Origin of the sequence: Microvirga lupini (genome assembly GCF_014191055.1) — a bacterium.
Lineage (GTDB): Bacteria > Pseudomonadota > Alphaproteobacteria > Rhizobiales > Beijerinckiaceae > Microvirga > Microvirga lupini_A.
Map to the genome: position 1 here is coordinate 600,397 of NZ_JACHWB010000001.1, position 21,365 is coordinate 621,761.

Consider the following 21,365-nt stretch of genomic DNA (forward strand, 5'->3'; position numbering starts at 1 on the left):
ATTACGGGGAGCATCACCTCCTCGCAAACGCATCCGTCGCCTCGATGAGATGATGCGTGATGCCGGGCTCGCTCACCGCGTGGCCTGCATCCGGCACCATGATGAACTGCGCCTCGGGCCAAGCCTTGTGCAGATCCCAGGCGGTCTTGGGTGGCGTGGCGATGTCGTAGCGGCCCTGGATGATCACGCCCGGAATGCCTTTCAGCCGGTGGGCGTTGCGGATGAGCTGGCCTTCCTCGAACCAGCCCTCGTTGACGAAGTAGTGGTTCTCGATCCGGGCGAAGGCGATGGCGTAATGCTCGTCGCCGAACTGGTCGCTGTAGTCTTGGTTGTGCAGGAGCGTGATCGTCTCGCCTTCCCACAGGCTCCAGGCGCGCGCAGCCGTGGCGCGGACGGCCGGATCCGGATCGATCAGGCGCTTGCGGTAGGCCGCCATGAGGTCGCCGCGCTCCTCTTCCGGAATCGGCGCGAGGAAGCCTTCCCATTTGTCGGGGAAGATCCAAGAGGCGCCCTCCTGGTAGTACCAGAGCAGCTCGGAGCGACGGAGCGTAAAGATCCCGCGCAGCACGAGCTCTGTCACACGCTCCGGGTGCGTCTCGGCATAGGCGAGTGCCAGGGTCGAACCCCAGGAGCCGCCGAACACCATCCACTTGTCCACACCGATCATGGCGCGCAGCCGCTCGATATCGGCCACCAGATGCCACGTGGTGTTGGCATCGAGATTCGCATAGGGCGTGGAGCGTCCGCAGCCGCGCTGATCGAACAGCAGGATCTTGTATTTCTCCGGATCGAAGAGCCGGCGCTGAGTCGGCGTGCAGCCGCCGCCCGGGCCGCCATGGAGGAAAACCACGGGTTTGCCGTTGGGATTGCCGCACAATTCCCAATAGACCCGGTGTCCGTCGCCGACATCGAGCATGCCGTGATCGTAGGGCTCTATTTCGGGGTAGAATGTGCGCATGGCTTAAGGGCTCCTGCAGAGGGAACCCATCCATAGCCGGGGGAAAGGCCCCTGTCAGCATGGCCCTGAATTCCTAAGCCGGCTTCATACCCCTAGACGCGTCGTGCAACTGTCATATAGTTTTGCAACTGGGGAACAAGGGCAAAGCCCAACCACACTGGAGGACGAGGATGTTGACGAAACGCACCAGCCTGAAGCTGGCAACCGCTCTGGCCGCTCTCATGGTCGTCGGATCGGCAGAAGCCGCCGAGAAGCTGCGGCTCCTGACCTGGTCGGGCTATGCACCGGCCGATGTCGTGGCGCAGTTCACGAAGGAGACGGGCATTGAGGTCGAGGTGACGACCTCGAACAACGAGGAGATGATCTCCAAGCTGCGCGCCACCCAGGGCGCCGGCTTCGACCTCGCTCAGCCGAGCCAGGACCGCATCGCCGGCCCGCAGGCGGAGTTCGGCATCTACAAGCCCCTCGATGTCTCCAAGCTCAAGTCAGACCAGTTCATCGCCTCGATGCTTGAGGCCACCAAAAAGAACACAACCGTCGACGGCAAGGTCTATGGCGTTCCCCACATCTGGGGCACGGACGGCCTCGTGGTGAACACGAAAGCCGCGTCCAAGGTCGCCGACTACAACGACCTCTGCGATCCCTCGCTGGCCGGTAAGACCAGCTTCCGCGCCAAGCGCCCCGCGCTGATCGCTTTCGCCTTCGCCAACGGCATGGATCCCTTCGCGGCCTATGGCGATGCGAAGGCCTATGCGGCCCTGATGGACAAGGTCGGTGCCAAGCTCGCCGAGTGCAAGAAGAACGTGAAGTTCTTCTGGGAAGGCTCGGACCAACTCCTCAACGCCGTGCGCTCCGGCGAGATCGTCGCCGCCATGGCCTGGGATACGGGCGGATGGAAGCTCAATGCCGAGAACCCGGACATGAAGTTCGTCGCGCCGAAGTCCGGTGCTCTCGGCTGGGTCGACACCTTCGCGATCCCCGCCAAGGGCCGCAATGACGATGCCGCCTACAAGTGGATCAACTTCAACATGCGTCCGGAAATCGCCGCGAAAGTCGCGGCCGCGGCCGGCAACTTCACGGCCTCGAATGGCGCCGACAAGCTCATGGAAGGCAAGCTGAAGGATCAGTTCGCCGAGAGCTTCCCGAAGGCCGCCATCGACAACATCCGGTGGTACCCGGCCGTGCCGGCGGGCCTCGAAGAGATCGAGGGCAAGGTTCTCGACCGCCTGAAGGCCGGTTCGTAAATCCCCCATCAAAATGTCTCGCCATCCCCCAGCTCACGCTGGGGGATGACTCTTTGTATCGGCAGCGTCATGGCCTCTTCCACCGATCTCGACATCGTCAACGTCACCAAGCGCTTCGGCTCGCATGCCGCCGTCGATGACGTGAGCTTCAGCGTCGCGCCCGGCGAGTTCTTCTCGATCCTCGGCCCTTCGGGCTGCGGCAAGACCACGCTGATGCGCATGATCGCCGGCTTCGAGCATCCGACCTCCGGCGACATCCGCATCCGTGGCAAATCGATGATCGGCGTTCCGGCCAACAAGCGTCCGGTCAACATGGTGTTCCAGAGCCTCGCGCTCTTTCCCATGATGAGCGTCGGCGAGAATGTGGCCTATGGGCTGACCTGCCGCGGTGTCTCCCGCGCGCAGGCCGAGGAACGCGCGAACCGCATGCTGGAGCGGGTGGGCCTCAAAGGCTTCGGAGAGCGCCGTGTGACCGCGCTCTCGGGCGGCCAGCGCCAGCGCGTGGCGATTGCCCGCTGCCTCGTGCTCGAACCCACCCTCGTGCTCCTCGACGAGCCGCTCGGCGCGCTTGATCTGAAACTGCGCGAGCACATGAAGATCGAGCTCAAGCAGCTCCAGGGCACCTTCAACACCACCTTCGCCTATATCACGCACGACCAGTCCGAAGCGCTCGTCATGTCCGACCGCATCGCCGTGATGAACCAGGGCCGGTTCGAGCAGGTGGGAAGTCCGCGCGAGCTCTATCACAATCCCGCAACGCCATTCGTAGCGAGCTTCGTCGGCGAGACAAACCGCCTGCAGGGTGAGGCGGCACCCGCTGCCAATGGCACCATCGCCGTGCGGCTTCCCTCCGGTGCCGTCGTGCAGGGGCAGGGGAGCGCAGCCGCGAAGGCGGCGCTCGCCTTCGTCCGCCCCGAGGCGGTTGCGCTGGCCCAGGATCCCGCACCATTAAGCAATCTGCCCAATCGCTTCGAGGGTCGCGTCTCGGCGGTGCTGTTCGACGGCGCCGCTTCGAGCCTGCTCATCGACACGACCGGCTTTGAACAGCCGGTCCGCGCCGTGCTGCCGCAGGCTGGGCCGCTCGCCGGCATCCAGGTCGGCGCGCCCATCCATGTGGGCTGGACGGCGGACGCCATGAAGGTTTTCGCCGCATGACCGGGAAGCCCGCGCAGCGTCTCACGCTCTTCCTGCTGCTCGCGCCCGCCATCCTGTGGCTCGGGCTGCTCATCGTGCTGCCGCATGTGGAGATTCTCGTCCTCTCCTTCAGCGAGCGCGTGGCGCCGCGGGTTTATGCCTTCGGGTTCGGCAATTATCTCGAGTTCTTCACCGAGCCGCTCTACTGGCGCACCTTCGCGCGCACGGCCTTCATGTCGATTCTGGTGACGGCGCTCACGCTGGTGCTCGCCTTTCCCATCGCGCTCTACATCGCCCGCGTGGCGCAGGGGCGCCTCAAGGCCATGCTGCTGCTGCTCTGCCTCTTGCCGTTCTGGGTGTCGGAACTCGTACGGACCCTCGGCTGGATGATCCTGCTCCGCGAGACCGGCGTGATCTCCTACATGCTGCGCTCCATCGGCCTCGCGGGTCAGCCGGTGGAGCTTCTCTACAATGACGGTGCGGTGATCCTCGGTCTCGTCTATGGCGGGCTGCTGTTCATGATCGTGCCGCTCGCCAACGCGCTGGAGAGCCTGGAGCCTGCCGTGGTCGAGGCCGGCTACGATCTCGGCGGCAGCCGCTGGACGGTTCTGCGTCGCATCGTCATTCCCCACGCCATGCCCGGCATCGTGGCAGGCTGCATCATCGTGTTCATGCTCACGGTGGGCAATTTCGCCACGCCGGTGCTGCTCGGGGGAAAGAACGGGTTGTGGTTCACGGAGCAGATCTACGCGCAGTTCATCACGCGCTTCAACTGGCCCCAGGGCGCGGCCTTCGGAATGCTGCTCCTGCTCTTGTCATCAGCCATCGTATGGCTGGGCCTGCGCCTCACCGGCCAAAGCCTCGGCACCACCCTGAAGCAGGCATGACGCCATGAACCGTCCGTCTCTCAGTTGGAAGCTCTACATCGCGGCGTTCTACCTGTTCCTGTTCGCGCCGCTTCTCGTTGTCGCGATCTTCGCCTTCAACGCGAGCCCGTTCCCGTCGCCACCCTGGCGCGGCTTCACGCTGGAATGGTTCACCGGCTCCGGCACCGTCGTCGGCAAGCCGGGCGTGCTGGTCGATCCCATCTGGCTCGAGAGCATCGGCAACAGTTTTCGGGTCGCCATTCCTGTGGCGCTGCTCGCCGTGCTTCTCGGCACCGTTAATGCCTGGGTGCTGGAGCGCGCCGAGTTCCGCGGCAAGACATTCGTCGCCATGATGATGCTCTGGCCACTGGTCATTCCCGGCGTGGTGCTCGGCATCTCGATCCTGGCCTTCTTCTCGCGCGTTGCGAACGGGCTTGAGGACTGGCTTCAGACGGACCTGGATTTCTTGCGCCCAGGCCTGCCGTTGGTGGTGCTGGGGCAGCTCTCCTTCATCCTCACCATCGCGACGCTCATCATCGCCGCGCGCCTGCGCAAGTTCGACCGGTCGCTGGAGGAGGCCGCCTTCGATCTCGGCGCCAGCCGCGCGCGGGTGCTGCGCACCGTCACGCTGCCTTTCTTAAGCCCCGCGCTCATCGGCGCCGGACTCGTGGCGCTGTTGATGTCGTTTGAGAACTTCAACACGACCCTGATGCTCGTCGGCTCCGAGGCGCCGCTGCCGATTGCCATGTACGGTCAAATGCGCGAGGGCGCGTCGCCCGCCATCAACGCGGTCAGCCTGCTGCTCATGCTCGGCGTCGGCGGAATTGCGAGCGTATTTGCGCTGACTTCGAAGGCGGAGCGGTAAGACAGATCGAATTCCTCTGCCCTCATCCTGAGGAGGTCGCGGAGCGACCGTCTCGAAGGAGGATCCAGAGAGCACTGGATCCTCCTTCGAGACGCAGACTTCGTCTGCTCCTCAGGATGAGGTGAGAGTAGAATGAACTAGGGTGATCACCGCCCCCAGGTGCGCTCGAGGACGTTGATCCAGTTTTCGTAGCAGAGCTTGCGCACGGTCGCTTCGTCATAGCCATGGCGGCGCATGGCCTCGACGAGGCGGGGCAGGCCGCGCACGTCGCCGATCTCGGCCGGAATCGTCGCGCCGTCGAAGTCGGAGCCGAGGCCGACGCCGTCCACGCCCACATGCTCGATCAGGTGGTCCATATGGCGGATCATCTCTTCCAGCGGCGTGTCGTCGTTGCGCATGCCGTCGGGGCGGATGAACGAGGTGGCGAAGTTTACGCCCACCATGCCGCGGCTCTCGCGGATGGCGCCGAGCTGCTTGTCGGTCAGGTTGCGCGAGTGCTTGCAGATCTCCCAAGCATTCGAGTGGGTGGCGACGAGCGGCGCATCCGAGAGCCGCGCCACGTCCCAGAAACCCTTCTCGTTCAGGTGCGAGAGGTCGATCATGATCTTAAGGCGGTTGCAGGCGCGCACCAGCTCGATGCCGCGATCGGTGAGGCCAGGGCCCGTATCGGGTGTCGACGGATAGCGGAACGGCACGCCGTGGCCAAAGATGTTCGGGCGGCTCCAGACCGGCCCGATGGAGCGCAGGCCGCTCTCGTAGAGCACGTCGAGCATGTAGAGATCCGGATCGATCCCTTCCGCGCCCTCGATATGCAGGATCGCCGCGAGCTTGCCCGCATCGATGCAGTGGCGGATGTCGGCGGCCGTGCGGCAGATCTTCACCTCACCCTTCGAGGCGCGCTCGATGCGGATTAGCAGCGCGGCCATGTGCGCCGTCACCTGCTGGCTCGTCGGGAGCGCGAGCTGCGAGGGGAGGGGCACGTCGTAGTGCGCGTGAGTCATCAGCTCATCCACGTCGAGGCCCATGCTCTCGGAGGGCACATAGACGGCGAAGAACCCGCCGACAAAGCCGCCCTGCTTCATGCGCGGCCAGTCGAGATGGCCGATATTGTCGCCTTCGAGAAAAGCCTGCTCGGGCTGGATCTTGCCGCGCATCAGGCGCAGCAGCACGTCGTTGTGACCGTCGAAAACAGGCATCAGAGAAGAGCGGGACATCGTTTCACATCAAAAATGGGTGGCGGAAAAAGGACATTTAAGCGGCCGGAGCCTGGGCCGGCTGCGTGGCAACACGCGTGAAGCCCTGGCTCGCGTGGATCAGGGAGCGCGTATATGCGTTCGAGGCGTCACCCGAGCGCAGGGCATCGGCGGTCGTCTCCTCGACGGCCTCACCATGCTGCATGACGAGCAGGCGCTCGCACAGATGGGCCACGACGGCAAGGTCGTGACTGACCAGGATATAGGTCAGGCCGAGTCTCCGGCGCAGGTCGTCGAGCAGGTTCAGGATTTCGGCCTGAACGGAGGCATCGAGCGCCGAGGTCGGCTCGTCGAGGAGCAGCACCTTCGGGCGCAGGATCAGCGCGCGGGCAATGGCAATGCGCTGGCGCTGGCCGCCGGAGAGCTGGTGCGGATAGCGGAAGCGGAAGGAGGGGCCGAGACCCACCTCGCGCAGGGCCTGCAGGATGCGTGCCTCCGCATCCTTCTTCTCGCCGTGGATGGCGAGAGGCTCGGAGAGCGTACGGTCCACCGTATGGCGTGGATGCAGGGAGGCGTAGGGGTCCTGGAAGACCATCTGCACCGTGCGATAGAAGGCCTTGCTGCGCGGCGTGGTGACTTCCTTGCCGTCGACCAGGACACGCCCGCTGGTGATCGGCGCAAGCCCGCAGATCGCCCGCAGCACCGTGGATTTGCCGGAGCCGGATTCGCCCACGAGGCCGTAGGCTGCGCCGGGCTCTACGTGGAAGCTGACGTTCTTGACGGCCTCGACCCGGAGGCGTCCAGTGCCGAACACGACGTTGAGGTTTTGAATATCGAGCATTGATCCTGCCTCCCCGGTCACAAGGCCCAGGATGGGTCGCGGTTCAGGGTGGGCAGCGGACGAACGTCGTTCGCCAGCGTCGGCAGGCAGCGCATCAGCCCTTGCGTGTAGGGATGCTGCGCCTCGCGAAGGTTCTTCGCCTCCAGTTCCTCGACCACGCGGCCGGCATACATCACCAGCACCCGGTCGCAGAAGGATGAGACGAGCTTTAGATCGTGCGAGATGAAGATGAGGCCCATGCCGCGCTCGGTGACGAGCTCGTCGAGAATGCGCAGCACCTCCATAGAGACCGTCACGTCGAGCGCCGAGGTGGGCTCGTCGGCGATGAGCAGGTCGGGCTCGGTCACGAGCATCATGGCGATCATGGCGCGCTGCCCCATGCCGCCCGACACCTCGTGCGGATAGAGGGAGAACACGCGGCCGGGATCGCGCATCTTCACGGCCTCCAGCATGGCGAGAGCCCTGTCACGAGCTTCGCCACGTCCAGCTTTGGCATGGGCCTGATAAGCCTCGATGATCTGCTCACCGATGGTCATGACCGGGTTCAGCGAATATTTCGGATCCTGCATCACCATGCTGATGCGCCCGCCGCGCAGGGTGCGCAGGGTTTTCTTCGAGGCGGTGAGCAGATCGATGCCGTCGAAGGCGAGGCGCTTGGCCTTTACCTCGCCGGGAGGCGGCGTCAGGCCGAGAATGGCGCGGCCCGTCTGCGACTTGCCGGAGCCCGACTCGCCCACGATGCCGAGGCGCTCGCGGCCGAGCTGGAAGGACACGCCGCGCACCGCTTCCACGGTGCCGGTGCGCAGATGAAAGCGGACGCGCAGGTCCTCGACGTCGAGAAGCGGCTTCGTCATTTGGCGGCCTTCGGATCGAGAACGTCGCGCAGGCCGTCGCCCAGCAGGTTGAAGCCGAGGCTCACCACGAAGATCGCGATGCCCGGCATGGCGGCGACCCACCATTGATCGATGAGGTAGTTGCGGCCCGTGGCCACCATGGCGCCCCACTCCGGCATCGGCGGCTGCGCGCCAAGACCTAGGAAGCCGAGGCCTGCTGCGGTCAGGATGATGCCCGCCATGTCGAGCGTCACGCGCACGATGAGCGAGGAGAGGCAGAGCGGCACCACATGCCCGAGGATGATGCGCGGCGTGGAGGCGCCCTGCAGTTTCACCGCCGCGATGAAATCGCTGTTGCGGATCATCAGGGTCTCGGCGCGGGCGATACGGGCGTAGGGCGGCCAGGAGGTGATCGCGATGGCGATGATGGCGTTCTCGATGCCTGGGCCCAAGGCCGCCACGAAGGCGAGCGCGAGGATCAGGCGCGGGAAGGCCAGGAAGATGTCGGTGATGCGCATCAGCACCGTGTCGACCCAGCCGCCGAGATAGCCCGAGACGGTGCCGACCAGAAGCCCGATGGGCGTTGCGATCAGGGCCACGAGAACGACGATGAAGAGCGTGACGCGGGAGCCGTGGACGATGCGTGAGAAGATGTCACGGGCCTGATCGTCCGTACCGAGCCAGTAAGTCTCGCTCGGCGGCAGAAGACGCTCAGTGCGCAGGTCTCCGCCGGTGATCGGCGAGTAGGGGGCGATCACATCGGCGAAGATCGCCACGAGGATCAGCAGAATGACGATGCCGAGTCCGATCACGGCGAGCGGGTTCCGCGAGAAGGCACGCCAGCCGAGATAGAAGCGGCCGAGCCGGGCCTGCCAGCGCGAATGCGGTTCCGGGGAGAGCAGCCAGGCCCGCATGCCGGACGACTCGGAAGCCAGTGGGAGAGGGGCGCCGGTCATCAGCGGGTCCTCGGGTCGAGCAGGCGGTAGAGCAGATCGGATACGAGATTGAGCAGCACGAAGGCGGTTCCGATTACGAGAGTTCCGCCGAGCACCGCGTTCATGTCCGCATTCTGCAGCGAGTTGGTGATGTACTGGCCCAGTCCCGGCCACGCGAAGATCGTCTCGGTGAGCACGGAGCCTTCGAGCAGGTTGGCATAGGACAGGGCGATCACGGTCACCAGCGGCACGGCGGCGTTGCGCAGCGCATGACGCCAGATCACCCGCATCTCGGACAGACCCTTCACCCGCGCGGCGATCACGTATTCCTGCGCCAGCTCATTGAGCATGAAGGAGCGCGTCATGCGGCTGATATAGGCGAGCGAGAAATAGCCGAGCAGACAGGCCGGCAGAATGATGTGCGAAACCGCATCCCAGAACGCGTCCCACTGGCCCTGCATGGCGGTGTCGAGGAGCACGATGTTGGTGACCGGCGTATAGAGGTAGGAATAGGTCACGTCGATGCGGCCCGGTCCCGCCACCCAGCCGAGCTTGGCATAGAAGACCAGCAGGCCCATGAGGCCGAGCCAGAAGATCGGGATGGAATAGCCCGCAAGACCGAGAACGCGCACGAACTGGTCGATGAAGCTGCCGCGTTTCACCGCAGCCAGGATGCCGAGCGGGATGCCGAGGATCACGCCGATCAGCGTGCCGAGGGTGGCAAGCTCCAATGTTGCCGGAAACGCGTTGGCGATATCCGTCAGCACCGGATTGGTGGTGAGCACCGAATTGCCGAAATCGCCCGTGACGGCCTTCTTCAGGTAAATCCAGAACTGCTGAATGAGAGGCAGATCGAGGCCGAGTTCCTGGCGGACGCGCTCGTAAACCTGTGGCGGAGCCCGATCGCCCACGATGGCGATCACAGGGTCGATGGGAACGACGCGGCCGATGAAGAAGGTGACGGCGGCGAGACCGAGAAGCGTCGTCATCAGGACGATGACGAACTGGGCGATGTTCTTAAGGGAGGAGCGGAGGGCACTTGCGTGCCCTCCGCCCCGATTCATGACTGCTGAGGCCATCGATGCGTCAGTTCTTCTTCGCCTGGGACACGTCGTTGTCGCTGAAGGACGGGCCGAGGATGAAGTTGTCCACGTTCTTGCGCACGGCCGCGACTTCCGTCTGCTGCAGGAAGATCACGAACGGGCCGTCGTCCAGAACCGCCTTCTGCAGCTCCTTGTACATCTGCGCGCGCTTCTCGCCGTCACGCTCCATCACGGCAGCGCGGGTCTTGGCGGTCAGCGGGCCCGGATCCCAAGCATTGCGCCACGCGAGCGGCTTCGCCTTGGCCTGGTCCGAGTTGTCGTCGTTGGCCGCAAAGGTATCGGCGTTGGAGTTCGGGTCCTGATAATCCGAGCCCCAGTTGCCGATATAGATATCGTGCTGGCGGGCGCGGTACTTGGTCAGGGCCTGCTTCGAATCCATCGGCAGGATTTCCAGCTTGATTCCGGCCTGCCCGAACGTCGACTGCATGGCCTGGGCGACGCCCATGATCTCAGGCGTGGAGCGGGTGTCCATCGTCACCGAGAAGCCGTCCTTCAGGCCGGCCTTGGCCAGAAGCTCCTTCGCCTTGGCGACATCAAGCTTGTAGGGATTGTTGGTCTCGGCGCCGAGGAAGCCCTTGGGCAGGAAGTTCTGATGAACGTCGCCCTTGTACTTCATGATGGTTTCGGCGATGGCTTGATAGTCGACAAGATATTTCAGGGCCTGACGAACTTCGGGCTTGGCCAGGTTCGGGTTCTTCTGGTTCAGGCCGAGATAATACACCGTTCCTTTCGGAGCGCTCTGAACCTTCATGTCCGGATTCTTGGACATCGCGGTGATCTCTTCCGGATTCAGGCTGCGGGCCACGTCGATGTCGCCCTTCTCCAGCAGCAGGCGCTGGCTCGCTGTTTCCTTGATATGGCGATAGATCACGCGGGCGAGAGGAGTTTTCTTCTCATAGTTGGGATTGCGCTCGAGGACGAGGACCTCGTTGGCTTTCCACTCGCGCATGACATAAGGGCCGGAGCCGGCATACTTGGTCTTGAGCCAGTTATATCCCCAGTCGCCGTCCTTTTCATTCTGCGCCACCAGCTTCTTGTCGACGACGGAGGCGACCGAGTTTCCGAGGCAGTAGAGAACGAGCGTCGGCGCGTAGGCCTTGTCGACCTCAAGGGTCATCTCGAGCGGGCCGGTCTGCTTGACCTTGTCCTTCACGTTGTCCTTCGTCAGGCCGAACTGGCCGAGGATGAAGGCCGGGGACTTGTCGAGCGCCACGGCGCGGTGAAGCGAGTAGACCACGTCTTCGGCCGTGATTGGATTGCCGGAGGCGAACTTCCTGTTCGGCTTGATCTTGAAGGTATAGGTCTTGCCATCCGGGGAGACGGTCCAGGACTCGGCGATTTGCCCAGAGATCTTGGAGACATCCTTGATATCGTAGGTGACCAGACGCTCGTAGGTGTTGCCGTTGATCTCGGACGCACTCATCTCGAAAATCTCGGCGGGATCGAGCGAGATGATGTCGTCCATCTGCCAGGCCTGGACCAGGGTGTCCGGCGGCGTGGCTGCCTGTACGGCAGAGAAGGAGGTCGCCATCACGGTGACCATGGCGGCGGATAGGATAAATTTCGGTAGTGTTCTCATAGGCCAGTTCCCTCGCAGCGCTGGGTGCGCTTCTTGTGCGCCCGTATGAATGCAAATCACACAGGTTCTGTCGAGTCTACCAACTGGTTACCAACTGGTAAACCTTGTGCAGCATGCCCAAGGGCCGGGCAGGCGTGCTTCGGGTTGGCTTGAAGGGGAAAACTGTGGCAAAGGCTCCCCGACCTTTCTTGATCGGATGAAGCCTGTGTCTGAAGAAGCCAAAAAAACCGGTGCCAACACCATGTGGGGCGGACGGTTCTCGTCCTCGCCCAGCGCGCTCATGGAAGCCATCAACGCCTCCATCGACTTCGACAAGCGACTGGCCTCCCAGGACATCCAGGGCTCGATTGCCCACAGTGCCATGCTGGCGAAGCAGGGGATCATCGCCGAGAGCGACCGGGACGCCATCCATCAGGGGCTACAGCGGGTGCTGGGCGAAATCGAGTCCGGCTCCTTCACCTTCTCCACGGCGCTCGAAGACATCCACATGAACGTGGAGAGCAGGCTTCGCGAAATCGTCGGCGATCCGGCGGCCCGCCTCCATACGGCCCGCAGCCGCAACGATCAGGTGGCGACGGACGCTCGGCTCTGGGTGCGCGAGGCCCATGACCGGACGGACGAGCAGCTCACCAGCCTGATCAAGGCGCTCCTCGACAAGGCCGAGGCCCATGCCGGCACCGTCATGCCGGGCTTCACCCATCTCCAGAGCGCCCAGCCGGTGACCTTCGGCCATCACCTGATGGCCTATGTGGAGATGTTCGGCCGCGACCGCAGCCGCATCCGCGATTCCCGCCGGCGCCTGAACGAATGTCCCCTCGGGGCCGGTGCGCTCGCCGGCACGTCCTTTCCCATCGACCGGCACATGACCGCCAAGGCGCTCGGCTTCGACGGCCCGACCCGCAACTCGCTGGATACCGTCTCCGACCGGGACAGCCTGCTCGAGTTCATGGCCGCGGCTTCCATCTGCGCCGTGCATCTGTCACGTCTGGCGGAAGAAGTTATCATTTGGATGTCAGCTCCGTTCGGCTTCGTGCGCCTGCCGGACCGCTGGACCACCGGCTCCAGCATGATGCCACAGAAGCGCAACCCCGATGCCGCCGAACTGGTGCGCGGCAAGACCGGGCGGGTCATCGGCTCCCTGGTCTCGCTCCTCACCGTCATGAAGGGCCTGCCGCTCGCCTATTCGAAGGACATGCAGGAAGACAAGGAGCAAGTCTTCGACGCGGCGGACACCATCGAAATCGTGCTTGCGGCCACGACCGGCATGATCCTGGATCTGGAGCCGGTGCCGGGGCGCATGGCCGCGGTGGCCGGAGCCGGGTTCTCCACCGCGACGGATCTTGCCGACTGGCTCGTGCGCAGCCTCGGCATCCCGTTCCGTGACGCCCACCACATTACCGGGCGCATCGTGTCCGAGGCGGAGAGCCGCGGCTGCACCCTGGAGGAACTGCCGCTCGAGGCCATGCAGGCGGTCGAGTCCAGGATCCACCAGGGCATCTACGATGTGCTGGGCGTCGAGAACTCCGTCCGCTCCCGGACGAGCTTCGGTGGCACATCTCCGGTTCGGGTGGCCGAGCAGGTCGCCTGGTGGCGGGAGCGGGTCTAGCCTGAAACGCTGCGTTTACCCTGAGATCCGACCCCTGCCGGGGCGACTTGGCCGGGGTCTTGATCGGGCGGTGTGCCATCGCCATATTGCTGGCAGCGGCTCGTTATCGAGCCACTTGAGTGCCGCATGAGCGGGCTCAAAACCCACCGAAGTGCCTCTAACCTTGGGCTTCGAATATGTCGCGTCAGTCGCCCTTCGGGCACCCGTTTCTGTTAGGCTTCGATGAGATCGAGCAGGCGCTCGATCGAGTCGCCAAGGCGGCAGGGGACGGTTATCCGCCCTACAATATCGAGCGTCTGGCCCGCACGGAAAGCGCCCCCGAGCGCCTCCGCATCACCCTGGCCGTTGCCGGTTTCACCCGGGACCAGCTGGAGGTGACTCTGGAGGAGAACCAGCTCGTCATCCGGGGACGCCAGTCCGACGACAAGACCAGGCACTTCCTTCATCGCGGCATCGCCGCCCGTCAGTTCCAGCGCACCTTCCTCCTTGTCGACGGCATGGAGGTTATGGGCGCGGACCTGTCCAACGGGTTGCTGTCGATCGATCTTGTCCGGCCCGAGCCGGAGCGGATCATCCGCAAGATCGACATCAGCGCCCCGGACAAGGTGTGACGGCGTCCGCAACAAGGAGATGTCCATGAATTTCGAGATCAAGAACCATCACGAGCCGGTGCTCGATGTGTCCGAGCTCGCTTCCCTGGGCCTCGGCCAGATGGCCTATGTGAAGCCGATCGAGGCCGACGAGGTCGCCCGGCTGTTTCCACAGGCCCCCAAGCTCCAGCCCGGCATGCGGCTGTTCGCGCTCCTGTCCGCCAGCGGCGAGCCCATCCTGCTGACCGACAACCACGATGCCGCCGTGGCCAATGCCTGGGCGCATGACCTGACGATGGTGAGCCTGCATTAAGGCTCACCATCCTCTCTATCCTTCATCCCATCGCCGCGACGGCTGCGATCAGCCGCTCGATATCCTCCGGTCGCGACAGCCGATGATCGCCGTCCTTGATCAGCGTCAGCGATACGCTGTCTCCCGGCAGGTGCTCAACCAGTTCGAGCGCATGGCTCCAAGGAACGTCGGGATCCTCCATTCCTTGCAGGATATGAACCGGGCAGCCGGTCTGGATCGTGCGGTCGAGGAGCAGATGGCGCCGACCATCCTCGATCAGGTTGAGCGTAATAGGATAGGGATCGTCGGAATAGGCGGAAGGGCGGTGGTAGACCCCCTTCTCCTGGAGACTCCGCTTTAGATCCTCGGGGAAGCGGCCCCACATCAGCCGCTCGGTCATGTCAATGGCCGGGGCGATGAGCACCATGCCCGCGGGGGCGAGGTCCGGCCGCTTCTTCATGAGATGGCGTGCCGCCAGGAGGCTGATCCAGCCGCCCATGGAGGAGCCGACGAGGATCGGTCGGTCCCGCACATAACGCTCGATAACAGCGAGCGCATCCTCCAGCCAGCGGGAGATCGTGCCCTCCTCGAAGGCGCCGCCGGACTCGCCATGGCCGCTGTAATCGAAGCGAACGAAGGCGCGGCCGTTCGTCCCCGCCCACTCGTCGAGGGCAGTGGCTTTGGTGGCCCGCATGTCCGACTTGAAGCCCCCAAGCCAGACCACGGGTGGGCCCTTGCCCTCGCGGGCGAGAACGGCGATCGGGCGGGCATCCTGGCCGACCGTGACGCTTTGCGGCATGGTTAACTCATCCTCAACTGCTTTGAAGCAAGCGTCATATAGGATTTTTTCGGACGATTCTGTCGGACGATTTTTGAGAAGGCTCTGACTTCCGTGAGTTTTTCATCGCGACCCGGCGGAGGGATGGCATTTCCGTCCTCCCACGTGCACCCGCTGGCGGGCCGGACCATTCTTCAGATTGTCCCTGAGCTCGAGGCGGGAGGGGCCGAGCGCACCACGGTCGATATCGCCGAGGGGCTGGTCCATGCCGGCGCACGGGCGCTCGTCGCCACCGAAGGCGGCCGGCTGGTGGGCGAGCTTCAGACCAAGGGCGGCATCTGGATTCCGTTTCCGGCGGCCACGAAGAACCCGTTCTCCATGCTTCTCAACGTGCGCAAGCTCGCCCGGATCTGCCACGACGAGCGGGTCTCCCTCGTTCATGCCCGCTCTCGGGCTCCGGCCTGGGTGGGCTTGGGAGCAGCACGCTCGCTCAACATCCCCTTCGTGACCACCTATCACGGCAGCTATTCCGGCCGCTCCTCGGTGAAGGTGCTTTACAATTCGGTGATGGCCCGCGGCGATGCGGTCATCGCCAATTCCCACTACACGGGCGAGCTGATCCGCACGGTCTATCCCCAGGCGGGCGAGCGCATCCGGGTGCTTCACCGGGGCACGGACTTCTCGGTCTTCTCCCCCAATGCCGTGGCCCCGGAGCGGGTCGAGGCCCTGCGCAAGGCCTGGGAGGTGGCGCCGCATGAACGGGTGGTGCTGCTCGCCGCCCGACTGACGGGCTGGAAGGGCCAGAAGGTGCTGATCGAGGCAGCCGCCAAGCTGCGCGATGCCGGCCTGACCGATGTCGCCTATATTCTTGCCGGCGATCCGCAGGGGCGGGATTCTTACGTGAAGGATCTCGACAGCCTGATCGAGGCGAAGAAGCTGAAAGGCATCGTGCGCCGGGTCGGCCATTGCACCGACATGCCGGCCGCCTTCCTGGCGGCGTCCGTCGTGACCGTGCCGTCCACCGAGCCCGAGGCCTTCGGGCGCTCGGCCGTGGAGGCGCAGGCCATGGGGACCCCCGTGGTGGTCTCAGATCTCGGGGCCGTGCCGGAGACGGTGCTGTCCCCGCCAGCCGTGCCGCCGCATGAGCGGACAGGCTGGCGCATCCCGGCCGGCGATGCGGATGCCCTGGCCGAAGCAGTCGGTGCCGCGCTCAATCTCGGGGCCAGCGCGAGAATCGCCCTTGGCGCCAGGGCCCGGTCCCATGTGGAGCGTCATTTCTCGCTCGAACGCATGGTTTCCGGCACTCTCGATGTGTATTCGGCACTCCTGGAGGGCCGTTTTACCCATAGAACAAGTTGACTTCCCGTGCATTTGCGCGAAATGTCGAATCATTCGTGGCAAGGCTGAGCATGCACAGCAGGGATCTCCCGGGATCTCCGATCCTCAACCTAGCCCTTTAACAGGAGATACGAGCCATTCGCAGACCAATGAGAGCCATGCCGGTGCCGCAGAAGGACGGACCGCGCGCCAACCGAGACATTCGCGGTGTTCGCGAAGTGCAGCTGATCGACGATGCAGGGCAGAACCGGGGCGTCATGCCTTTCTTCGATGCCCTGAAGGTTGCCGAAGAGGCAGGCCTTGATCTCGTGGAGATCTCGCCGAACGCCACCCCTCCCGTCTGCAAGATCCTCGACTACGGCAAATTCCGCTTCCTGGAGCAGAAGAAGGCCGCCGAGGCGCGCAAGAAGCAGAAGACGGTCGAGGTGAAGGAAATCAAGCTGCGTCCCGGCATCGATGACCACGATTACGAGGTCAAGATGAAGGCGATGAAGGGCTTCTTCGAGGAAGGCAACAAGGTGAAGATCACCCTGCGCTTCCGTGGCCGCGAAATGGCCCACCAGTCGCTGGGCCTGAAGGTTCTGGACCGGGTCAAGGCCGATGTGGGCGATATCGCCAAGGTCGAGATGGAGCCGAACTTCGAAGGCCGTCAGGTCGTCATGGTTCTGGCGCCGCGCTAAGGACTCTCTTTTCCCAGGCGAAATTCATGGCCGTCGGGGCTCCGGCGGCCATTGCTTTTTGGGCGTTCTTCTGTCATAAGCCGCCCTTCATTGAACCGCCCGGCTGTTAGGGCTGCCGTGGCGGTTCGTTTTGCTCATGCAGCAATGAAAAGGCCAAGGCGCGGCTTTGCCGCTCCGGACGCCTGTCCAAAGGAGAGCCAAATGCCCAAGCTGAAGACGAAGTCTGGCGCGAAAAAGCGCTTCAAGATCACTGGCACCGGCAAGGTCGTTTACGCCCAGGCTGGCAAGCGCCACGGGATGATCAAGCGGACCAAGAAGCAGATCCGCAACCTGCGCGGCACCACGACCATGTTCGAGGGCGATGCGTACAACGTGAAGAAGTACTTCCTGCCGAACGGCTGAGGCGTTTCTTCCCACATCCCGGATTTTGAAGGAGTTTTTCCATGGCCCGCGTCAAACGGGGCGTTACCGCCCACGCCAAGCACAAGAAGGTTTTCAAGGCAGCCAAGGGTTTCTACGGCCGCCGCAAGAATACGATCCGCATTGCCAAGCAGGCGGTCGAGAAGAGCATGCAGTATGCGACGCGCGACCGTCGCAACAAGAAGCGCACCTTCCGCGCTCTCTGGATCCAGCGCCTCAACGCCGCTGTCCGCATGCACGACATGACCTATTCCCGATTTATCGACGGTCTCGGCAAGGCTGGGATCGAGGTTGATCGCAAGGTCCTGTCCGAGCTGGCCATCCACGAGCCGGCGGCTTTCGCCGCCTATGTGGAGCGTGCCAAGGCCGCCCTGCCGCAGCAGGCCGCCTAAAGCCGGATAGACTGCTTCGGTGCGGCTGAACGCTCAGCCGCACCGCCTTCTCCCCCTTCTCCGAGACCACCCGCGCTGACGGCTTGAATGAAGCTGTCGGTTGCTCTTTCGCGGCTCGGACGACTTGACGGTTCCCGCGCCGCGCCTCACTCAGGGCGCCTCTCATGTGGCGCTTGCATCTGGCCAGGGACCGATGACCGATCTCAACCAACTCGAACGTGACCTGCTCACCCAGGTCGAAGCCGCCAGCGATGAAGCGGCTCTGGAATCTGTGCGCGTCTCCGCGCTCGGCAAGAAGGGTTCCGTCTCCGAACTGCTGAAGACCCTCGGGGCCATGACGCCCGAGGAGCGGAAAGAGCGCGGCCCGCTCATCAACGGCCTGCGCGACAAGGTTCAGGGCGCCATCGTGGCCAAGAAGGAGACGCTGGCCGAGGAGGCTCTCGAAGCCCGGCTCTCCGCCGAGCGCATCGACGTGACGCTGCCCGTGCCCGAGGCGCCGGAATCCCGCGGCCGCATCCACCCGATCAGCCAGGTGATCGAGGAACTGACGGCGATCTTCGCCGATATGGGCTTCTCCGTGGCCGAGGGGCCGGATATCGAGACCGATTATCTCAACTTCACCGCGCTGAACTTCCCCGAGGGCCATCCGGCCCGCGAGATGCACGACACCTTCTTCCTCGCTCCCGACGAGAAGGGCGAGCGCAAGGTGCTGCGCACCCATACCTCGCCGGTGCAGATCCGCACGATGACGTCCAAGGCGCCGCCGATCCGGGTGATCATCCCAGGCCGGACCTATCGGCACGATTCGGACCAGACCCACACGCCGATGTTCCACCAGGTGGAAGGCCTCGTCATCGACAAGCAGGCCAACATCGCTCACATGAAGTGGATCCTGGAGGAGTTCTGCAAGGCCTTCTTCGAGGTCGATCAGGTGAAGATGCGGTTCCGCCCATCCTTCTTCCCCTTCACGGAGCCATCCGCCGAGGTCGACATCCAGTGCTCGCGAAAAGGAGGCGAGATCCGCTTCGGCGAGGGCACCGACTGGCTCGAGATCCTCGGCTGCGGCATGGTCCACCCGAACGTGCTGCGCAATTGCGGGCTCGATCCGGACGAGTACCAGGGCTTCGCCTGGGGCATGGGCATCGACCGCATCGCCATGCTGAAATACGGCATGCCGGACCTGCGCCCGTTCTTCGAGGCCGATGTGCGCTGGCTGAACCATTACGGCTTCCGCCCACTCGACATCCCGAGCCTCGTCAGCGGCCTGACTTCCTAAGCGGAGAGCAAAAAATGAAATTCACCCTCTCCTGGCTGAAGGATCACCTCGAGACCTCGGCCCCCCTCGACGAGATCGTCGAGACGCTCACCCGCATCGGCCTTGAGGTCGAGGGCGTAGAGGACAAGGCGAAGGCGCTGGCGCCCTACAAGGTCGCCTATGTGGTTTCCGCCGTGCAGCACCCCAATGCCGATCGCCTGCGCGTGTGCATGGTCGATACGGGCGAGGGCGACCCGATCCAGGTGGTCTGCGGCGCCCCCAATGCCCGCACCGGCATGAAAAGCGTGTTCGCGCCGCCCGGCACCTATATCCCGGGCAAGAACATCACGCTCGGCGTCGGCACTATTCGCGGCGTCGAGAGCAAGGGCATGCTGTGCTCCGGCTCAGAGCTCGAGATCTCCGACGATCACGACGGCATCATCGATCTGCCGGAGGATGCACCGGTGGGCCAGGCTTATGCCGCCTATGCGGGCCTCGACGATCCGGTGATCGAGATCAACCTCACGCCGAACCGCCCCGACTGTACCTCGATCCACGGCATCGCCCGCGATCTCGCTGCAGCGGGACTCGGCACGCTCAAGGGCGATGCCATTGCGCCTGTTCAGGGCAAGGGCGCCTGCCCGGTCTCCGTGACGCTCGATTTCGCGCCGGGCGACGAGAAGCTCTGCCCGACTTTCGCCCTGCGTCTCGTGCGCGGCGTGAAGAACGGCCCATCGCCGGATTGGATGCAGCGCCGCCTTCTCGCCATCGGCCTTCGCCCGATCAACGCGCTGGTGGACATCACCAACTACGTCACGTTCGACCGCGGCCGTCCGCTCCATGTCTTCGACCTCAAGAAGGTGAAGGGCAACCTCACCGTTCGCCGGGCGAAGGAAGGCGAGGAAGTGCTGGCTCTCGACGGGCGCACCTACAAGCTCGATTCCGGCAACGTGGTGATCGCCGACGAGAACGGCGTGGAATCCATCGCCGGCATTATGGGCGGCGAGCATTCAGGCTCGGACGAGACCACCACGGACGTGCTGATCGAATCCGCGCTCTGGGATCCGCTCAACATTGCGCAATCGGGCCGCAAGCACGGCATCATCACCGATGCACGGTATCGCTTCGAGCGCGGCGTCGATCCGGCGTTCACCGTGCCGGGACTCGACCTCGCGACCCAGATGGTCATCGACCTCTGCGGCGGCGAGGCGAGCGAGGCTGTGGTTGCCGGGAAGGTTCCGCAGGAGACGCGCGTGATCGAGTTCCCGTGGAGCGAGGTTCCGCGCCTGTCGGGTCTCGACGTGCAGCCTGTCGAGTCCGAGAGCATCCTGAAGAAGCTTGGGTTCCGTATCGAAGGCTCGGGCGAGCGCGTCAGCGTCACGGCGCCGTCCTGGCGTCCGGACATCGAGGGCAAGGCGGATCTGGTCGAGGAGGTCATCCGCATCGCCGGGGTCGATCGCATCGAGCCCAAGCCTCTGCCGCGCCTTGAGGACGTGGTGGCCAAGCCCATTCTGACCCTGATCCAGAAGCGCACGCGCCTCGCGCGCCGCTCGCTGGCCGTGCGCGGGCTGGTGGAGGCGGTCACGTGGTCGTTCATCGCCAGGAGCGAGGCGGAGCTGTTCGGCGGCGGGGATGCGCGTCTGGCGCTCGCCAATCCGATCGCGGCCGAGCTCTCCGACATGCGTCCTAGCCTGCTGCCGGGCCTGCTCAAGGCTGCGCAGCGCAACGCGGATCGCGGCTTCGGCGACGTGGCGCTCTTCGAGGTCGGCCAGACCTTCGCGTCGGATGAGCCCGAAGGCCAGTCGATCAAGGCAGCGGCCGTCCGTCGTGGCACGGCGCGGGCGGAAGGTGTCGGCCGTCACTGGGACGGCGGCGCGCAGAGCGTCGATGCCTTCGACGCCAAGGCCGACGTGCTGGCGCTGCTGGCGGCACTCGGCATTCCGTCCGGCGGTCTCCAGATCGTGGCCGGCGGTCCGGCCTGGTTCCATCCGGGCCGCTCGGGGACCCTGCAGTTCGGGCCGAAGAACGTGGTCGGCGCGTTCGGCGAGGTGCATCCGAAGGTGCTCAAGGCTCTCGACCTGAAAGGTCCGCTGGTGGCCTTCGAGCTCAATCTCGACGCGCTGCCGCCGCCCAAGGCGAAGCCGACCAAGATGAAGCCGAAGCTCAACCTGCCCGACTTCCAGCCGCTCACCCGCGACTTCGCCTTCTTGGTCGGGCGCGACGTGGCGGCGGGCGACATCGTGAAGGCGGCTCAGGGCGCCGAGCGCCAGCTGATCGTGGCCGTCGACGTGTTCGACATCTACGAGGGCACCGGCATCGACCCGGACAAGAAGTCGGTCGCCATCGCCGTCACCCTCCAGCCTACGGAGAAGACGCTGACCGACGTGGAGATCGAGGCGGTGTCCGCCAAGATCGTCGGCGAGGTGTCCAAGAAGACCGGCGCGGTGCTGCGCGGGTAACGGG

The 21,365-nt window shown here is 64.4% G+C and carries 21 protein-coding genes; 13 read left to right on the forward strand and 8 right to left on the reverse strand.

The features are described 5' to 3' along the window. Positions 1-13: 13 nt before the first annotated feature. Positions 14-958 carry a prolyl aminopeptidase gene (pip, locus tag FHR70_RS02830; protein WP_183446907.1) on the reverse strand — a complete coding sequence of 315 codons (945 nt, stop codon included), beginning with the start codon at positions 956-958 and terminating at the stop codon, positions 14-16. A 170-nt stretch (positions 959-1,128) separates the two neighbouring features. Between pip and FHR70_RS02835 the strand changes: the two genes are divergently transcribed. The 4 genes from FHR70_RS02835 (at position 1,129) to FHR70_RS02850 (ending at position 5,067) form a co-directional block, all read left to right on the forward strand. Then, positions 1,129-2,202, forward strand: a complete 1,074-nt coding sequence (locus FHR70_RS02835; RefSeq protein WP_183446909.1) for an extracellular solute-binding protein — start codon at positions 1,129-1,131, stop codon at positions 2,200-2,202. Between the two features lie 69 nt (positions 2,203-2,271). Further along, positions 2,272-3,357 (forward strand): ABC transporter ATP-binding protein, encoded by a 1,086-nt coding sequence (locus FHR70_RS02840; protein WP_183446911.1) that lies wholly within the window; start codon positions 2,272-2,274, stop codon positions 3,355-3,357. Beyond that, the gene (locus FHR70_RS02845; protein WP_183446913.1) at positions 3,354-4,223 is read left to right on the forward strand and encodes an ABC transporter permease; all 870 of its coding nucleotides are present in this window, start codon (positions 3,354-3,356) and stop codon (positions 4,221-4,223) included. Before FHR70_RS02840 ends, FHR70_RS02845 begins: the two co-directional genes overlap by 4 nt. A gap of 4 nt (positions 4,224-4,227) precedes the next feature. Continuing rightward, positions 4,228-5,067 (forward strand): ABC transporter permease, encoded by an 840-nt coding sequence (locus FHR70_RS02850; RefSeq protein ID WP_183446915.1) that lies wholly within the window; start codon positions 4,228-4,230, stop codon positions 5,065-5,067. A 146-nt stretch (positions 5,068-5,213) separates the two neighbouring features. On the opposite strand, the gene FHR70_RS02855 is transcribed toward FHR70_RS02850, so the two are convergent. The 6 genes from FHR70_RS02855 to FHR70_RS02880 are packed head-to-tail and all read right to left on the reverse strand — an operon-like array spanning position 5,214 to position 11,551. Next, the gene (locus FHR70_RS02855) at positions 5,214-6,281 is read right to left on the reverse strand and encodes a dipeptidase (protein ID WP_183446917.1); all 1,068 of its coding nucleotides are present in this window, start codon (positions 6,279-6,281) and stop codon (positions 5,214-5,216) included. 37 nt (positions 6,282-6,318) lie between these two features. Further along, positions 6,319-7,101: an ABC transporter ATP-binding protein gene (locus tag FHR70_RS02860; RefSeq protein WP_183446918.1), complete on the reverse strand. Its 783-nt coding sequence runs from the start codon at positions 7,099-7,101 to the stop codon at positions 6,319-6,321. A gap of 17 nt (positions 7,102-7,118) precedes the next feature. Then, the gene (locus tag FHR70_RS02865; RefSeq protein ID WP_183446920.1) at positions 7,119-7,955 is read right to left on the reverse strand and encodes an ABC transporter ATP-binding protein; all 837 of its coding nucleotides are present in this window, start codon (positions 7,953-7,955) and stop codon (positions 7,119-7,121) included. Continuing rightward, positions 7,952-8,890 carry an ABC transporter permease gene (locus tag FHR70_RS02870; protein WP_183446922.1) on the reverse strand — a complete coding sequence of 313 codons (939 nt, stop codon included), beginning with the start codon at positions 8,888-8,890 and terminating at the stop codon, positions 7,952-7,954. Before FHR70_RS02870 ends, FHR70_RS02865 begins: the two co-directional genes overlap by 4 nt. Then, positions 8,890-9,948, reverse strand: a complete 1,059-nt coding sequence (locus FHR70_RS02875) for an ABC transporter permease (RefSeq protein ID WP_425487835.1) — start codon at positions 9,946-9,948, stop codon at positions 8,890-8,892. Before FHR70_RS02875 ends, FHR70_RS02870 begins: the two co-directional genes overlap by 1 nt. Before the next feature lie 7 nt (positions 9,949-9,955). Beyond that, a complete protein-coding gene (locus FHR70_RS02880; protein ID WP_183446924.1) occupies positions 9,956-11,551 on the reverse strand; it encodes an ABC transporter substrate-binding protein in 1,596 nt (531 codons plus the stop codon). Positions 11,552-11,756: 205 nt separating this feature from the next. Between FHR70_RS02880 and argH the strand changes: the two genes are divergently transcribed. From argH to FHR70_RS02895, 3 genes are all read left to right on the forward strand, one after another. Further along, positions 11,757-13,157, forward strand: coding sequence for an argininosuccinate lyase (gene argH, locus FHR70_RS02885; RefSeq protein WP_343058715.1), 1,401 nt, complete (start codon positions 11,757-11,759; stop codon positions 13,155-13,157). Positions 13,158-13,333: 176 nt separating this feature from the next. Next, a complete protein-coding gene (locus FHR70_RS02890; RefSeq protein ID WP_183446928.1) occupies positions 13,334-13,768 on the forward strand; it encodes an Hsp20 family protein in 435 nt (144 codons plus the stop codon). A 25-nt stretch (positions 13,769-13,793) separates the two neighbouring features. Beyond that, entirely contained in the window at positions 13,794-14,060 is a 267-nt protein-coding gene (locus FHR70_RS02895; protein ID WP_183446930.1) for a BQ00720 family protein, read from the forward strand. Positions 14,061-14,082: 22 nt separating this feature from the next. On the opposite strand, the gene FHR70_RS02900 is transcribed toward FHR70_RS02895, so the two are convergent. Then, entirely contained in the window at positions 14,083-14,838 is a 756-nt protein-coding gene (locus FHR70_RS02900; protein ID WP_183446932.1) for an alpha/beta hydrolase, read from the reverse strand. A gap of 123 nt (positions 14,839-14,961) precedes the next feature. Here FHR70_RS02900 and FHR70_RS02905 point away from each other — a divergent pair, with 123 nt between their 5' ends. The 6 genes from FHR70_RS02905 (at position 14,962) to pheT (ending at position 21,361) form a co-directional block, all read left to right on the forward strand. Further along, positions 14,962-16,176, forward strand: a complete 1,215-nt coding sequence (locus tag FHR70_RS02905) for a glycosyltransferase family 4 protein (RefSeq protein ID WP_183446934.1) — start codon at positions 14,962-14,964, stop codon at positions 16,174-16,176. A gap of 137 nt (positions 16,177-16,313) precedes the next feature. Then, complete coding sequence (gene infC / locus FHR70_RS02910) at positions 16,314-16,835, forward strand: translation initiation factor IF-3 (RefSeq protein WP_246407787.1); 522 nt, start codon at positions 16,314-16,316, stop codon at positions 16,833-16,835. A 201-nt stretch (positions 16,836-17,036) separates the two neighbouring features. Continuing rightward, positions 17,037-17,237 carry a 50S ribosomal protein L35 gene (rpmI, locus tag FHR70_RS02915; protein WP_109598789.1) on the forward strand — a complete coding sequence of 67 codons (201 nt, stop codon included), beginning with the start codon at positions 17,037-17,039 and terminating at the stop codon, positions 17,235-17,237. Positions 17,238-17,278: 41 nt separating this feature from the next. Continuing rightward, the gene (gene rplT / locus FHR70_RS02920; protein WP_183446938.1) at positions 17,279-17,647 is read left to right on the forward strand and encodes a 50S ribosomal protein L20; all 369 of its coding nucleotides are present in this window, start codon (positions 17,279-17,281) and stop codon (positions 17,645-17,647) included. Positions 17,648-17,840: 193 nt separating this feature from the next. Beyond that, entirely contained in the window at positions 17,841-18,923 is a 1,083-nt protein-coding gene (pheS, locus tag FHR70_RS02925; protein WP_183446940.1) for a phenylalanine--tRNA ligase subunit alpha, read from the forward strand. Positions 18,924-18,937: 14 nt separating this feature from the next. Beyond that, a complete protein-coding gene (gene pheT, locus FHR70_RS02930) occupies positions 18,938-21,361 on the forward strand; it encodes a phenylalanine--tRNA ligase subunit beta (RefSeq protein WP_183446942.1) in 2,424 nt (807 codons plus the stop codon). Positions 21,362-21,365 lie beyond the last annotated feature (4 nt).

Excerpts from the sequence above, each read along its gene's own strand:
- pip (WP_183446907.1), bottom strand. The coding sequence starts at position 958 with ATGCGCACATTCTACCCCGAAATAGAGCCCTACGATCACGGCATGCTC.
- FHR70_RS02835 (WP_183446909.1), top strand. The coding sequence starts at position 1,129 with ATGTTGACGAAACGCACCAGCCTGAAGCTGGCAACCGCTCTGGCCGCT.
- FHR70_RS02840 (WP_183446911.1), top strand. The coding sequence starts at position 2,272 with ATGGCCTCTTCCACCGATCTCGACATCGTCAACGTCACCAAGCGCTTC.
- FHR70_RS02845 (WP_183446913.1), top strand. The coding sequence starts at position 3,354 with ATGACCGGGAAGCCCGCGCAGCGTCTCACGCTCTTCCTGCTGCTCGCG.
- FHR70_RS02850 (WP_183446915.1), top strand. The coding sequence starts at position 4,228 with ATGAACCGTCCGTCTCTCAGTTGGAAGCTCTACATCGCGGCGTTCTAC.
- FHR70_RS02855 (WP_183446917.1), bottom strand. The coding sequence starts at position 6,281 with ATGTCCCGCTCTTCTCTGATGCCTGTTTTCGACGGTCACAACGACGTG.
- FHR70_RS02860 (WP_183446918.1), bottom strand. The coding sequence starts at position 7,101 with ATGCTCGATATTCAAAACCTCAACGTCGTGTTCGGCACTGGACGCCTC.
- FHR70_RS02865 (WP_183446920.1), bottom strand. The coding sequence starts at position 7,955 with ATGACGAAGCCGCTTCTCGACGTCGAGGACCTGCGCGTCCGCTTTCAT.
- FHR70_RS02870 (WP_183446922.1), bottom strand. The coding sequence starts at position 8,890 with ATGACCGGCGCCCCTCTCCCACTGGCTTCCGAGTCGTCCGGCATGCGG.
- FHR70_RS02875 (WP_425487835.1), bottom strand. The coding sequence starts at position 9,948 with ATGGCCTCAGCAGTCATGAATCGGGGCGGAGGGCACGCAAGTGCCCTC.
- FHR70_RS02880 (WP_183446924.1), bottom strand. The coding sequence starts at position 11,551 with ATGAGAACACTACCGAAATTTATCCTATCCGCCGCCATGGTCACCGTG.
- FHR70_RS02890 (WP_183446928.1), top strand. The coding sequence starts at position 13,334 with ATGTCGCGTCAGTCGCCCTTCGGGCACCCGTTTCTGTTAGGCTTCGAT.
- FHR70_RS02895 (WP_183446930.1), top strand. The coding sequence starts at position 13,794 with ATGAATTTCGAGATCAAGAACCATCACGAGCCGGTGCTCGATGTGTCC.
- FHR70_RS02900 (WP_183446932.1), bottom strand. The coding sequence starts at position 14,838 with ATGCCGCAAAGCGTCACGGTCGGCCAGGATGCCCGCCCGATCGCCGTT.
- FHR70_RS02905 (WP_183446934.1), top strand. The coding sequence starts at position 14,962 with ATGGCATTTCCGTCCTCCCACGTGCACCCGCTGGCGGGCCGGACCATT.
- infC (WP_246407787.1), top strand. The coding sequence starts at position 16,314 with ATGCCGGTGCCGCAGAAGGACGGACCGCGCGCCAACCGAGACATTCGC.
- rpmI (WP_109598789.1), top strand. The coding sequence starts at position 17,037 with ATGCCCAAGCTGAAGACGAAGTCTGGCGCGAAAAAGCGCTTCAAGATC.
- rplT (WP_183446938.1), top strand. The coding sequence starts at position 17,279 with ATGGCCCGCGTCAAACGGGGCGTTACCGCCCACGCCAAGCACAAGAAG.
- pheS (WP_183446940.1), top strand. The coding sequence starts at position 17,841 with ATGACCGATCTCAACCAACTCGAACGTGACCTGCTCACCCAGGTCGAA.
- pheT (WP_183446942.1), top strand. The coding sequence starts at position 18,938 with ATGAAATTCACCCTCTCCTGGCTGAAGGATCACCTCGAGACCTCGGCC.